Genomic DNA, 12,834 nt, shown 5'->3' on the forward strand with positions numbered 1-12,834 from the left:
TTATTGTTTGTAATTCTTTGTAATTCAGCACTATAAAGTTACAACAATTTTCGCTAATCACCAAATTTACAAACACTTACAATTCGTCGAACTCACGTTACTTATCATTCCTTCTACACTGACTGCTCCTACCCCAACCATCATCAACTCATGCAGATTTTTATTAACTTTGCAGCCTAAAAGCATGTCAATATGAAGATTAGAAACATAGATTTAGGAGAAAAGCCTGTACTATTGGCTCCAATGGAAGATGTAACCGATCCGGCTTTCCGACTATTGTGTAAGGAATTCGGAGCCGATATGGTATATACAGAATTTGTATCGAGCGATGCACTGATCCGTTCCGTTGGGAAAACGATGCTAAAACTGAACATCAGCGATGCAGAACGTCCGGTTGCAATACAGATATACGGAAAAGATACAGAAACCATGGTAGAGGCTGCACGTATCGTAGAACAGGCACAGCCAGATATTCTGGACTTAAACTTTGGCTGTCCTGTAAAACGAGTAGCAGGTAAAGGAGCCGGATCTGGCATGCTGCAAAATGTACCTAAAATGCTGGAAATTACCCGAGCTGTCGTAAATGCTGTAAAGATTCCGGTCACAGTCAAGACTCGTTTGGGATGGGATGCCGAGCATAAAATTATTGTCGACTTGGCAGAACAGCTACAGGACTGTGGAATCGAAGCACTTACCATACACGGACGTACCCGTGCGCAAATGTATACCGGAGAAGCAGACTGGACACTAATTGGAGAAGTAAAAAATAATCCTCGGATGCGTATTCCTATCATCGGAAACGGAGATGTCACTACTCCCCAACGCGCCAAAGAGTGTTTCGACAAATACGGAGTAGATGCCATCATGATAGGACGCGGAAGTTTTGGACGCCCCTGGATTTTTAAAGAAGTAAAACACTATCTGAATACTGGAGAAGAACTTCCTCCCCTCTCCTTCAAATGGAGAATGGATGTCCTGCGACGGGAGGTGCAAGACAGTGTAAACTTGCTTGATGAACGCCGGGGTATCTTGCATGTCCGCCGTCATCTGGCAGCTTCTCCTTTATTTAAAGGTATTCCCAACTTTAAAGATACACGTATTGCTCTGCTCCGTGCAGAAACACTGGCCGACCTGAACGGTATACTCGACCACATAGAAGAAACGTTTGGAGAATAAGTGTGTTTATCCCATCAGCTTAAAGACTGGTGAGATAAACCATCTTTTATACATCAGCGTAGCGAGCTGGTAAACAAAGAACGCTGATACGAAACCTACGATAGCATCTATCAGGTAGTGTGCCTGAATATATACAGTAGCACAGCAAAGAAGGATATAGAAAGGAGCCAGTACATAGGCAAGCTTCTTGTTTACACGCCATGCCATTATCATCACAATGGTAGAAATTCCGACATGTGAACTTGGAAAAGCTGCTGTGGGACGCTCCCCTACTTCCTGAGAAGCTTCTACTAACTGGTAAAAGAATCCATGTTCAAAGCCCGGACCGGGAAGAAGATAATCGTTTGTATTGAAATAATCGCCGATAGCGGGGAAAACACAAGCATTCACTTTGTCCATACCGATAGCGGGGAAATAGAACTGAGGACCTGCTACAGGCAACATTATGTAAACAAAATAATAAATAAAAAACGAAGTAACCAGTACAAAACATATTTTCTCAAACCATTCAAAACGATTGAGAAAATAATATACTACTACAACCAGCATCATCGGGTAATAAAAGAAATATCCCATATTAAAAGGCTCACTGAACCACATGGAAGGACAATGCTTGCTAAACTCGACTGCCGGCTGACAACCGAACAGTATCTGTTCGGCATGAGCAAACAAATAATCCAGATTAGGGAACAAGCGATTGAACTCAAAGGTATCGGGATACCAATAGGCAAGCAGGCTCATCTGTACAGTCATACGCACAAAAGCAGTCAGACGACACGGAAAAGCCTGATATAAGAATATCAGAACAAATGTCAAGATAACAATGCCCAAACGTTCCAGCAGCATCATACCGGGATGATCCATACGGGGAAACAGCAATAATATCAGCAAGGATGTTAAAGCATTGTAGATCAAACTGATTGTTTCTACAGCAAACAGTCCCCTTCCACTTTCTACACGCTCAAATAGTTTTATAGCCATTTTTCTTTCTTATACCATGCAATAATCTCTTTTACTCCTCTCTCCAACGGGTATTCTGCCCGATAGCCAAGTTCTTTTTCCAGTGGGGCAATGTCACATTGCCAGTTGCGCTGCTTCATTATTTTATATTTATCCAAATTCAGCGTACTCGATTTATGGAACAAGCGAGCAATGTTTTCTGCAAAGAATGATATGACTTTCAATAATGCCAGAGGACATGTAAAACGTATCAGCCAGGGATTACCCAGTTCCTTACGAATCAAGTCGGAAAAGGTACGGCTGCTGTATACTTGTCCGTCACTTACAAAATAGGCGCGCCGTATAACTTTCTTTTCAATCGCAAGATATACAGCCTGAACTAAATCTTTTACATAGACAAACGTAATGTCTTGACGACGGAATCCTGCCGCAAAATCTAAATGCTGTGCTATGGATTCTACCATCAGAAAATAATCTCGTTCACGGGGACCATAGACACCTGTCGGACGGAAGATGACATAAGGGAAGTCTTTCAAGGTATGCAGATATTCTTCCGAATGCAGTTTACTTACCCCATAAGCAGTATTCGGTCGAGGAACATCTTGTTCGCAAATAGGAGAATAATCTTTTTCACGGATCGGGCCAAATACACTCAACGAACTGATGTAAATAAACTGATCAGGAACCATATTCAGGCGCATCAGTGTTTCGATGAAATGACGAGTAGCCCAATAATTGCCGATTTCAAAATCAGCCTTATCCAAACACTTCGTCACCCCCGCACAATGAATGATATAATCCCATCCCCCATGTTCCTGCTTATGTTTCTTCAATTGTTCTTCCAAACGGTCTGAATCGGTAAAGTCTAATTCGGCAAAACGGATACGGGCATCTTGCAAATATCGTCGGCTGCTGCTTTTACGCACACCCGCCCATACCTGCATGTCACGTTCCAATCCTGCTTCTACCAGAAAACTTCCGATAAAGCCGCTTGCTCCGGTTACCAATACTTTTTTCTCCATGCAGCAAAGATAATAGTTTCTCATCTTTCTACCTTAAAATATAGAGAGTTATTGAATCTTTATTCCATTTATTTTGCTTACTTTGTAAAAGAAACATCTGCCTGATACTTATACGAGATATCGCCAAAGAAGACGGCAGTAAATAAAACATTACGATTATGGCTAAGAAAAAGAAAGAGAAAAAAGGCGGAAAACGCATGAAGAAGAAAGAACTGGCAGAATTGCTGGTCAACTATTTCCGCATCAAGCCAATGGAAAGCTTCAGCTTGAAGCAGTTGTTTACGGGATTAAACCTGACTACGCATCCATTGAAAATGCTTTGTGCCGACATCGTTCAGGAAATGGTAGAAGACAATTTTTTAATAGAAACAGAGAAAGGGCATTATAAACTGAATGACAAGGGACAGATCATGACAGGTACCTTCCAGCGCAAAAGCAATGGAAAGAACTTGTTTATTCCTGACGATGGAGGTGAACCTATTTTCGTAGCAGAACGCAACTCGGCACATGCCATGAATAATGATAAGGTAAAAATTGCACTGTGTGCCAAACGTCGCCGTCATGAGGTAGAAGGACAGGTTATCGAAATTCTGGAACATGCCAATGCTAACTTTGTAGGAACATTGAAAGTAAGTAAGAATTATGCCTTTCTGCTGACAGAAACAAATACGCTGGCAAACGATATTTTTATTCCAAAGGAAAAACTGAAAGGTGGCAAAGATGGTGACAAGGCAGTTGTCCGTATTACAGAATGGCCAGAAGAAGCTAAAAATCCATTCGGTGAAGTAATCGATATTCTGGGTAAGGCAGGAGAAAATACAACTGAAATGCATGCTATTCTTGCAGAATACGGTTTACCTTATACTTATCCTCAGTCGGTGGAAGCTGCTGCCGATAAAATCTCGGCAGAGATCACTCCTGAAGATTATGCTGAGCGTGAGGATTTCCGTGATGTCGTAACTTTCACTATCGACCCGAAAGATGCTAAGGACTTTGATGATGCACTCTCTATTCGCCAGCTTAAGCCAGGACTTTGGGAAGTAGGTGTACATATTGCTGATGTTTCACACTATGTAAAAGAAGGTAGCATTATCGACAAAGAGGCAGTAAAACGAGCAACTTCAGTCTATCTGGTAGATCGTACTATCCCTATGTTGCCCGAACGTCTTTGTAATTTCATCTGTTCGCTGCGCCCTGATGAAGAGAAACTGGCTTACTCTGTAATTTTCAATATGAATGAAAAGGCAGAAGTAAAAGACTATCGTATCCGGCATACTGTCATAAAATCGAACCGTCGCTTTACGTATGAGGAAGCTCAAAATATTATAGAAACAGGAGAGGGAGATTACAAAGAAGAAATTCTGGAGCTGAACAAACTTGCTCAAATCTTACGTGAAAAACGAATAGCAGCCGGAGCTATCAATTTCGACCGCTGCGAGGTTAAGTTTGAAATTGACGAGAAAGGCAAGCCGCTGAGCGTATACTTCAAAGTTTCTAAAGAAGCAAATAAACTGATTGAGGAGTTTATGCTGTTAGCAAACCGTACGGTTGCCGAACACATCGGAAAAGTTCCTAAGAACAAAAAGCCGAAAGTATTCCCTTATCGTATACACGATTTGCCTGACCCGGACAAACTGGATAACTTAAGCCAGTTTATTGCCCGCTTCGGTTATAAGATACGTACAGGAGGAAGTAAAGCAGAAGTATCAAAATCGATCAACCGCTTATTGAGCGATATAGAAGGCAAGAAAGAACAGAATCTGATAGAAACAGTTTCATTGCGCGCTATGCAAAAAGCAAGGTACTCTATTTATAACATCGGACACTACGGACTGGCCTTCGACTATTATACACACTTTACTTCTCCAATCCGTCGTTATCCGGACCTGATGGTACATCGCCTACTAACACGTTATCTCGCAGGAGGACGCAGTGCTCAGGCCGACAAATACGAGGAATTGTGTGAGCATAGTTCTGCTATGGAGCAGACAGCAGCAAGTGCTGAACGTGCTTCCGTCAAATACAAACAGGTAGAATTTATGAGTGAACGTATCGGAAACGTATACGATGGTGTAATATCTGGAGTAACAGAATGGGGACTGTATGTAGAAATTAATGAAAATAAATGCGAAGGTATGGTTTCCATGCGCGACTTAGGCAATGATTATTATGAATTTGATGAAAAGAATTATTGCCTTATCGGACGCCGTCATCATCGCAAGTTCAGTCTGGGTGACCCGGTAAAAATTAAAGTGGCACGTACAAATCTGGAAAAGAAACAACTGGACTTCGTTCTTGCCGACGAATAGCAGACATTTCAAAGGAACCAATCCGTTGAGTTGATATAATAAAAGAAACTGTTTCAAAATGGGAAACTGAGATAGGCTTACTTATCTATAAGTTACGACATAAAGATCTCCTACTTTAGTCTTTGTTTTCTTCAATTAAAGGACTAAAAGTAGGAGATCTTTTTATTTCTAAATTTCAATCTATCAGATTTTACTTTTGCAATTCTATTTTGAGACAACCTCTTTCATATTTTTCTTTGCAAACTACCACTTCTTTCCCAATGGTACTTATTTCTTCAGCAAGCGCTTGCTCAGGAAACGAACCGGATACCAGACCGATAAGAAACCCACCAGCAGCACGGTTACAAATACTATTATAACATCCGAAGCATGAACGCTTACCGGATAAGCATCAACTACAAAACTTCCTGAATCGCCTAATGAAATCAGACCATATTCCTGTTGAAGCCAGCATAACAGCAGTCCCAATATCACGCCCGCTAAAGCTCCAAAAAGAGAAATCATACGACCTTCGAATAAGAATATATGTACAATCTGTTTATCGCTGGCACCCAGATTACGTAAGGTTACCACATCATCACGCTTGTCGATAATAAGCATTGAGAGTGAGCCTATGACATTGAAACAGGCAATCATAAGAATAAAAGTAAGGAACAAATAAGATATCAGTTTCTCTATTTCCATGATACGAAACGTATCTGCTTGCTGCTCGTAGCGATCTTGTACTCGAAAATCATCACCAAGCAATGATTGTATACGTTTCTTGACAGCATCTATACTGGCACCATCTTTCAATTTCAGATTAACGGCGCTCACTTCGGTAGTATACTGAAACAACTTGCGTGCAAAATCCATGGAAGTAAGGATATACGACGCGTCATATTTCTCTTGATTTACGGCAAATACAAGTCCCGACGAAAATAGATTTTCTGTAACAAAACCGGTGGAAGGATTTGCCATATTTACTTTCGCGCCACGTCGCGGTGCATATATTTCCAACGGATCAAGGAAACGAATTCCCGAACCTAAAGTAGAAAGCAACTGAATGCCGGGAATAGCATAATCAACTACTTCATCGTGAAGCAACAAATCTCCCCTTCCGAAAAGAATACTATCTATAGGTGTCAACTGATCGAAATTATCTTCGACTCCCTTTATTACTGCCATGGCCTGCCTTCCCTGATACTGCACCATCACATTGTCTTCTAATGATTCTGAATAAACTTCTACTTCCGGCAATTTTTTCAGTTGAAGGACTCTGCTGTCCTGCCCATCAAAAACCTTACCATGAGTTGCCGTTATCTTCAGTTGCGGATCGAATGCCGTAAAAAAAGTTTCTACCAAATCCTGAAAGCCGTTGAATACGGAAAGTGTACATACCAATGCCAATGTAGCAAGCGCAACTCCACAAACAGAAATTGTTGAAATCACATTTATGGCATTGTGCGACTTCTTGGAAAACAAATATCTTCGGGCTATATAGAAGGGAAAATTCATGGCTTATAATTTTTCACCACAGGCCGTACCCCATCATACAAAAGTATGTTAAGTACGATCTGTGGTGAATAACAAGAATTTATTTTTTCAGCAACTCATCAATATGAGCGGCATAATCCAGTGAATCGTCAACAAAGAACTTCAGTTCCGGAATAATACGCAACTGATGACGTACTCGGTTGCCCAGTTCGAAACGAATGGATTTCATATTATCATTAATGTTTTTCACAATTTCCTGACTGCGCTCCGATGGGAAGACACTAAGATACACACGAGCATAACTCATATCAGGGCTGATACGTACCACGCTGACTGATACCAGCACACCGTGCATCGCCTTGGTCTGCAACAAGAAAATATCGCTCAACTCTTTCTGGATGAGTCGGGCAATTTTATTTTGTCTGGTTGTTTCCATATTATTATTACTTTTTACGTATAATGGTCAACCCGTCACGTAAAGGCAATATCACTTTCTCTACACGTGCATCGGATGCCACTAAATCATTAAACTTCTTAATTCCGATAGTCTGCGTATCTGTATGATGTGGTTCAGCCTCAAGTACATGACCGTCCCATAATGTATTATCGGCAATGATATAACCACCAGGATTCATCTTCTTCAGAATCATCTCATAATATTCCACATAGAAACGCTTGTTACCGTCGACGAAAGCAAGATCAAAAACTACATCCATATCTGGAACAATCTTCAATGCATCACCGATATAAAATTGAATCTTATCAGCATACGGAGAGTTCTCCAGCCATGGACGAGTAAAATCTTCCTGCTCGTCGTTTATCTCGAAAGTATGGAGCATAGCTCCCTCTTCCAGTCCTTCTGCCAGACAGAGTGCGGAATATCCGCTGTAAGTACCTATCTCAAGCACTTGTTTCGGACGAATCATCTGCACAAACATTTTCAGCATACGCCCTTGCAGGTGTCCGGAAGCCATACGGGGACGCAAGAGTTTTACATGCGTCGCCCGGTATAATGCTTTCAGATATTCTCCTTCTTCATCTATATGCTGAAGTATATACTCATCAAGAGCGTCCGTTTCCTTCATACATTATTAATTATAAGTAACGGTTGCGGTTCGGTAATACATATTCATCTTCGCTATCAAGCACATCACCCACCTGATTAATCTCAAGGAATGAAGTATGAGTACCTTTCTTACCGCCACTTAAGTAAGCTACCATGTCCTTATTAGAAAGGACTCCGTCGGCAAGCAACTTACGCAATGCAGTAAAATAGTATTCCTGACCACTTGCTTTTTCAGGCATGTAAATAGCTTCTACACCATAAGACAATGCAAGGTGACGCATGGTCTTTTCCTTATAACAGATAGCCAATACCGGATATTTACCACGGAAGGCAGCCAAGTTACGGGCAGTCAGGCCGCTGAAACAGTCAGTAATGATAGCACGAATCGGCATCAACGTAGTCGCACGTACAGCTTGTTTAGCCAAGAAAGCAGTGACATCGGTATTTTCCGGAGTCAAAGGAATCTGGATATCGTTTTCCTCCATCTTGTCCTTTTCTGCCTGAGCTGCAACCTTAGCCATTGTCTTCACAGCTTCTACCGGATATTTTCCGTATGCAGTTTCACCACTCAACATCAACGCATCCGTACGATAATAAATAGCATTAGCAATATCGGTTACTTCTGCACGAGTCGGACGTGGATTATTAATCATAGTATGCAACATCTGAGTTGCAACAATAACCGGCTTCTTTGCCAAAATACATTTTTTGATAAGCTGGCGCTGGATACCCGGAATACGTTCCTGCGGAACTTCAATACCCAAGTCACCACGAGCAACCATAACACCGTCAGCGACTTCAAGTATTTCATCAATATTATCAACACCTTCCTGGTTTTCTATCTTAGCGATGATCTTGATATCACTATTGTGCGCATCCAATATTTCACGAATATCAAGTACATCCTGCTTATTGCGTACAAATGAGTGTGCAATGAAGTCAATATCTTTTTCGATAGCATAAAGAATGTTATTACGGTCTTTTTCTGTCAAAGAAGGAAGATTGATACGTACTCCCGGGACATTTACACTCTTGCGGCTTCCCAAGGTAGCATCGTTACATACTCTACAGAACAATGTATTATCATTCTTTTCTACAACCTTCAGCTCCAGTTCACCATCGTCTATCAAAACGTCTGCACCTACCGACAAGTCATGAACAAATCCCGGATAAGTCACAGCGATACATTCACGAGTTGTTTCTTGTTCCGGATTGCCGACAATACGAACTTTATCTCCAGTCTTAAAGTCAATAGGACCTTCTGCACTGGCAGTAGTACGTACTTCCGGACCTTTTGTATCCATAAGGATAGCGATACGGTTTGAAACCTCACGCACGTTACTGATTAATTTTTCAAATCCTTCACGGCTGGCGTGAGCTGTATTCATACGTACAACATTCATACCAGCATTAAAAAGATCTCTGATAAAATCTACTTCACAACGTAAGTCCGAGATGGACGCAACGATTTTTGTTTGTTTGAGCATCATATTTTGTTCTTATTCTAAATGTATTATTTCTTTGCATGTAAAAGTGCTTCTATCCCCAGCCTATATGAATCGAGTCCAAAGCCACATATTACTCCCATACAAGCACAAGAGATCATAGACTTATGCCGGAACTCTTCCCGGGTATGCACATTCGAAATATGTACTTCAATCACAGGAGTGGTTACTGCACGAATCGCATCCTGCAGAGCTATCGACGTATGTGTATAAGCCCCTGCATTCAGCACTATTCCATCATAGGAAAATCCCACTTCATGAATTTTGTTAATCATCTCTCCCTCTATATTCGACTGGTAATAGTCTATTTGTATATCGGGATATAGCGCCTTCAGTGTCACCAAATAATCTTCAAAAGAAACGGCACCATAAATAGACGGCTCTCGTTTCCCCAACAAATTGATATTGGGACCATTGATTATTTGTATTCTCATACTTATTCAAACTAAAACTTTTAATACCTTTGTTGAGAAATTTGGGACAAAGATACGAAAAAGAAATGAAAACTTATGAGAAAAGAGACAAGATAATAATAAAGTATAAGCAATATCTGACTTTGGAGAAATCGCTTTCCAATAATACAGTACAAGCTTACCTCACCGATCTGGACAAATTATTTGCCTACCTGACCATAGAAGACATCGATTATACAAAGGTTACCTTACAAGATTTGGAAGCTTTTTCCGCTGGACTTCACGATATAGGTATTCATCCTCGCTCTCAAGCCCGCATCTTATCAGGGATACGTTCCTTCTATCATTTTCTGGTTCTCGAAGACTATATCCAACAAGATCCGGCCGAGTTGCTGGAATCCCCTCAAATAGGGAAGCACCTACCCGATGTACTCAGTGTTGAAGAAATTGATACCCTAATCGGAAATATAGACCGAAGTACACGTGAAGGACAACGCAACTGTGCAATACTGGAAACATTATATAGTTGCGGACTTCGAGTTTCCGAACTATGCAATTTGAAAATCTCAGACCTCTATTTTAATGAAGGTTTCATTAAGGTAGAAGGAAAAGGAAGCAAACAACGACTCGTTCCAATATCTCCACGAGCCATCAGAGAAATTCAAAATTACTTTATTGAAAGAGATACAGGACTGATAAAACCAGGATACGAAGACTTTGTCTTCATTAGTCGTTTTGGAAAGAACATTTCTCGCATTATGGTATTCCATATTATCAAAGAACTTGCCAGCCAAATTGGACTAAAGAAAAAAATAAGTCCACATACTTTTAGACATTCCTTCGCGACCCACTTACTGGAAGGAGGAGCAAATTTAAGAGCTATCCAATGCATGCTGGGACATGAAAGTATCGGGACAACTGAGATTTATACTCACATAGATAAGAACAGATTGCGGCAAGAAATCATTGAGCACCACCCCAGAAACGCCAAACGGCAGGCATAGGAGAAGAAAAACAGAGAATTTTAATCTTTTTTTTAATATCTCTTTAAAAAAAGGAGGTCAAAACGTCAACACCTAATAGAGTTTTTCTTATCTTTGCCCCCAAAAGAAGATAAAAACGACTAGATTATATTTTTATAACAAACCTAATATTAAAAAATCATGATTAAGAAGTTGTATTTGCCTTTAGTGGCATTGTTAGTCCTTGCTTTCACTTCATGTGGCAAGATGGGCGAATTGTCCGCTGATTACTTCACAACAAATCCTGAAGTGTTAGAGGCAGTTGGAGGTAAGGTTCCTGTTACTATTACAGGTAAATTCCCTGAAAAGTACTTCAAAAAGAACGCTATCGTTGAAGTTACTCCGGTTTTGAGATGGGATGGCGGTGAAGCTAAAGGTCAGCCAGCTACCTTCCAGGGCGAAAAAGTACAAGGTAACGACCAGACAATCTCTTACAAGACTGGTGGTACTTATACAATGAAAGCCTCTTTCGACTATGTTCCTGAAATGGCTAAATCTGAATTGTACCTTGATTTCAAAATCAAGAAAGGTAAAAAAGAATACACTATTCCTTCTGTAAAGATCGCTGATGGTGTAATCGCTACTTCAGAACTTCCTACAGTAAACTCAGCTAACGCAGCTTTGGCTCCGGATGCTTTCCAGCGTATTATCAAGCAGGCTAAAGAAGCTCAGATTATGTTCTTGATCCAGCAGGCTAACCTTCGTGCAAGCGAACTGAAGTCTGAAGGCTTGAAAGACTTCAACAAACAGGTTGTAACTGTTGCCGGTGATACTAAGAACTACAAACTGAACAATATCGAAATCTCTGCTTATGCTTCTCCTGATGGTGGTGTTAAGCTGAATACTACTTTGGCTGAAAATCGTCAGAACAATACTGAAAAGTATTTGAATAAAGAATTGAAGAAAGGTAAGATCGAAACTACAGTAGATGCTAAATACACTGCTCAGGACTGGGAAGGTTTCCAGGAATTGGTTTCTAAATCAAATATCCAGGATAAAGACCTGATCTTGCGTGTTCTTTCTATGTACAACGATCCAGAACAGCGTGAAACTGAAATCAAGAACATTTCTTCAGTTTACAAGACTTTGGCTGACGAAATTCTTCCTCAGTTGCGTCGTGCTCGCTTGACTGCAAACTATGATGTTATCGGTCGTAGCGATGAAGAAATCAACGAAGCATTTGATACAGATGCTAAGGTATTGAGCGTAGACGAATTGCTGTACGCTGCAACTCTGACAAACGATAAAGCTCGTCAGGAAGCTATCTACAAGAAAACTACAGAATTGTATCCTAACGATTTCCGTGCATACAACAATCTGGGTATGATGGCTTACGCTAACCGTGACTTTACAACTGCAGAAAACTACTTCAAACAAGCTGCTAGCAAGAATGCTAACGCTCCTGAAGTTAACACTAACCTTGGTTATATCGAAATGGTTAAGGGTAACGTTGCTAACGCTGAAACTTACTTGAGCAAGTCAACTGGTGCTAACACTGCTAACGAAGCTCTGGGTAACTTGTATATCAAACAAGGTCAGTACGACCGTGCCGTACAAGCATTCGGTGATACTAAGACTAACTCTGCTGCTTTGGCTCAGATTCTGGCTAAAGACTACAACAAAGCTAAAAATACTTTGAATGCAGTTCAGAATCCTGATGCTTACACTGACTACCTGATGGCTATCGTTGGTGCAAGAACAAACAACGCAGACTTGGTTAAGACTAGCATGGCTAAGGTTGCTCAGAAAGATGCAACTCTGGCTGCAAAAGCTCAGAATGACCGTGAATTTGCTAAATATGCAAACGAAATCAAATAATTGATTTTATCATATCTTTTGAAAAGCCGGAATACATTCCATTGTATTCCGGCTTTTTTATTACAAA

General features: G+C 40.7%; 11 protein-coding genes. 4 read left to right on the plus strand and 7 right to left on the minus strand.

The features are described from left to right. The first annotated feature begins 192 nt into the window (after positions 1-192). Positions 193-1,176 (plus strand): tRNA dihydrouridine synthase DusB, encoded by a 984-nt coding sequence (dusB, locus tag ACZM60_RS09335; RefSeq protein ID WP_489521355.1) that lies wholly within the window; start codon positions 193-195, stop codon positions 1,174-1,176. 6 nt (positions 1,177-1,182) lie between these two features. Here the strand turns inward: dusB and ACZM60_RS09340 are convergent, their stop codons facing one another. Together ACZM60_RS09340 and ACZM60_RS09345 are read right to left on the minus strand one after the other, a co-directional pair. After that, positions 1,183-2,157 carry a phosphatase PAP2 family protein gene (locus ACZM60_RS09340; RefSeq protein WP_021971687.1) on the minus strand — a complete coding sequence of 325 codons (975 nt, stop codon included), beginning with the start codon at positions 2,155-2,157 and terminating at the stop codon, positions 1,183-1,185. Continuing rightward, positions 2,148-3,158: an NAD-dependent epimerase/dehydratase family protein gene (locus ACZM60_RS09345; RefSeq protein ID WP_340318754.1), complete on the minus strand. Its 1,011-nt coding sequence runs from the start codon at positions 3,156-3,158 to the stop codon at positions 2,148-2,150. Before ACZM60_RS09345 ends, ACZM60_RS09340 begins: the two co-directional genes overlap by 10 nt. A 158-nt stretch (positions 3,159-3,316) precedes the next feature. On the opposite strand from ACZM60_RS09345, the gene rnr reads away from it, so the two are divergent. Further along, positions 3,317-5,467 carry a ribonuclease R gene (gene rnr, locus ACZM60_RS09350; RefSeq protein WP_418587004.1) on the plus strand — a complete coding sequence of 717 codons (2,151 nt, stop codon included), beginning with the start codon at positions 3,317-3,319 and terminating at the stop codon, positions 5,465-5,467. A 267-nt stretch (positions 5,468-5,734) separates the two neighbouring features. On the opposite strand, the gene ACZM60_RS09355 is transcribed toward rnr, so the two are convergent. From ACZM60_RS09355 to aroQ, 5 genes are all read right to left on the minus strand, one after another. After that, a complete protein-coding gene (locus ACZM60_RS09355) occupies positions 5,735-6,964 on the minus strand; it encodes an FtsX-like permease family protein (protein ID WP_489521356.1) in 1,230 nt (409 codons plus the stop codon). Positions 6,965-7,043: 79 nt separating this feature from the next. Continuing rightward, the gene (rbfA, locus tag ACZM60_RS09360) at positions 7,044-7,379 is read right to left on the minus strand and encodes a 30S ribosome-binding factor RbfA (protein WP_021971811.1); all 336 of its coding nucleotides are present in this window, start codon (positions 7,377-7,379) and stop codon (positions 7,044-7,046) included. Between the two features lie 7 nt (positions 7,380-7,386). Continuing rightward, a complete protein-coding gene (locus ACZM60_RS09365) occupies positions 7,387-8,028 on the minus strand; it encodes an O-methyltransferase (protein WP_489521357.1) in 642 nt (213 codons plus the stop codon). 10 nt (positions 8,029-8,038) lie between these two features. Then, a complete protein-coding gene (gene pyk, locus ACZM60_RS09370) occupies positions 8,039-9,499 on the minus strand; it encodes a pyruvate kinase (RefSeq protein ID WP_418587005.1) in 1,461 nt (486 codons plus the stop codon). Positions 9,500-9,522: 23 nt separating this feature from the next. After that, on the minus strand, positions 9,523-9,948 hold the full coding sequence (aroQ, locus tag ACZM60_RS09375) for a type II 3-dehydroquinate dehydratase (RefSeq protein ID WP_021970681.1): 426 nt from the start codon (positions 9,946-9,948) through the stop codon (positions 9,523-9,525). Between the two features lie 65 nt (positions 9,949-10,013). Between aroQ and xerD the strand changes: the two genes are divergently transcribed. Both xerD and ACZM60_RS09385 read left to right on the plus strand, forming a co-directional pair. Beyond that, positions 10,014-10,931 (plus strand): site-specific tyrosine recombinase XerD, encoded by a 918-nt coding sequence (gene xerD / locus ACZM60_RS09380; protein ID WP_340318663.1) that lies wholly within the window; start codon positions 10,014-10,016, stop codon positions 10,929-10,931. 159 nt (positions 10,932-11,090) lie between these two features. Further along, a complete protein-coding gene (locus tag ACZM60_RS09385; protein WP_340318662.1) occupies positions 11,091-12,767 on the plus strand; it encodes a tetratricopeptide repeat protein in 1,677 nt (558 codons plus the stop codon). Positions 12,768-12,834: the final 67 nt, after the last annotated feature.

Source organism: Phocaeicola sp., assembly GCF_057861905.1.

What these genes read in the sequence shown, in the direction of transcription:
- ACZM60_RS09340 (WP_021971687.1), bottom strand. Translation starts at nt 2,157, where the DNA reads ATGGCTATAAAACTATTTGAGCGTGTAGAAAGTGGAAGGGGACTGTTT.
- rbfA (WP_021971811.1), bottom strand. Translation starts at nt 7,379, where the DNA reads ATGGAAACAACCAGACAAAATAAAATTGCCCGACTCATCCAGAAAGAG.
- ACZM60_RS09345 (WP_340318754.1), bottom strand. Translation starts at nt 3,158, where the DNA reads ATGGAGAAAAAAGTATTGGTAACCGGAGCAAGCGGCTTTATCGGAAGT.
- dusB (WP_489521355.1), top strand. Translation starts at nt 193, where the DNA reads ATGAAGATTAGAAACATAGATTTAGGAGAAAAGCCTGTACTATTGGCT.
- ACZM60_RS09355 (WP_489521356.1), bottom strand. Translation starts at nt 6,964, where the DNA reads ATGAATTTTCCCTTCTATATAGCCCGAAGATATTTGTTTTCCAAGAAG.
- rnr (WP_418587004.1), top strand. Translation starts at nt 3,317, where the DNA reads ATGGCTAAGAAAAAGAAAGAGAAAAAAGGCGGAAAACGCATGAAGAAG.
- xerD (WP_340318663.1), top strand. Translation starts at nt 10,014, where the DNA reads ATGAAAACTTATGAGAAAAGAGACAAGATAATAATAAAGTATAAGCAA.
- pyk (WP_418587005.1), bottom strand. Translation starts at nt 9,499, where the DNA reads ATGATGCTCAAACAAACAAAAATCGTTGCGTCCATCTCGGACTTACGT.
- aroQ (WP_021970681.1), bottom strand. Translation starts at nt 9,948, where the DNA reads ATGAGAATACAAATAATCAATGGTCCCAATATCAATTTGTTGGGGAAA.
- ACZM60_RS09365 (WP_489521357.1), bottom strand. Translation starts at nt 8,028, where the DNA reads ATGAAGGAAACGGACGCTCTTGATGAGTATATACTTCAGCATATAGAT.
- ACZM60_RS09385 (WP_340318662.1), top strand. Translation starts at nt 11,091, where the DNA reads ATGATTAAGAAGTTGTATTTGCCTTTAGTGGCATTGTTAGTCCTTGCT.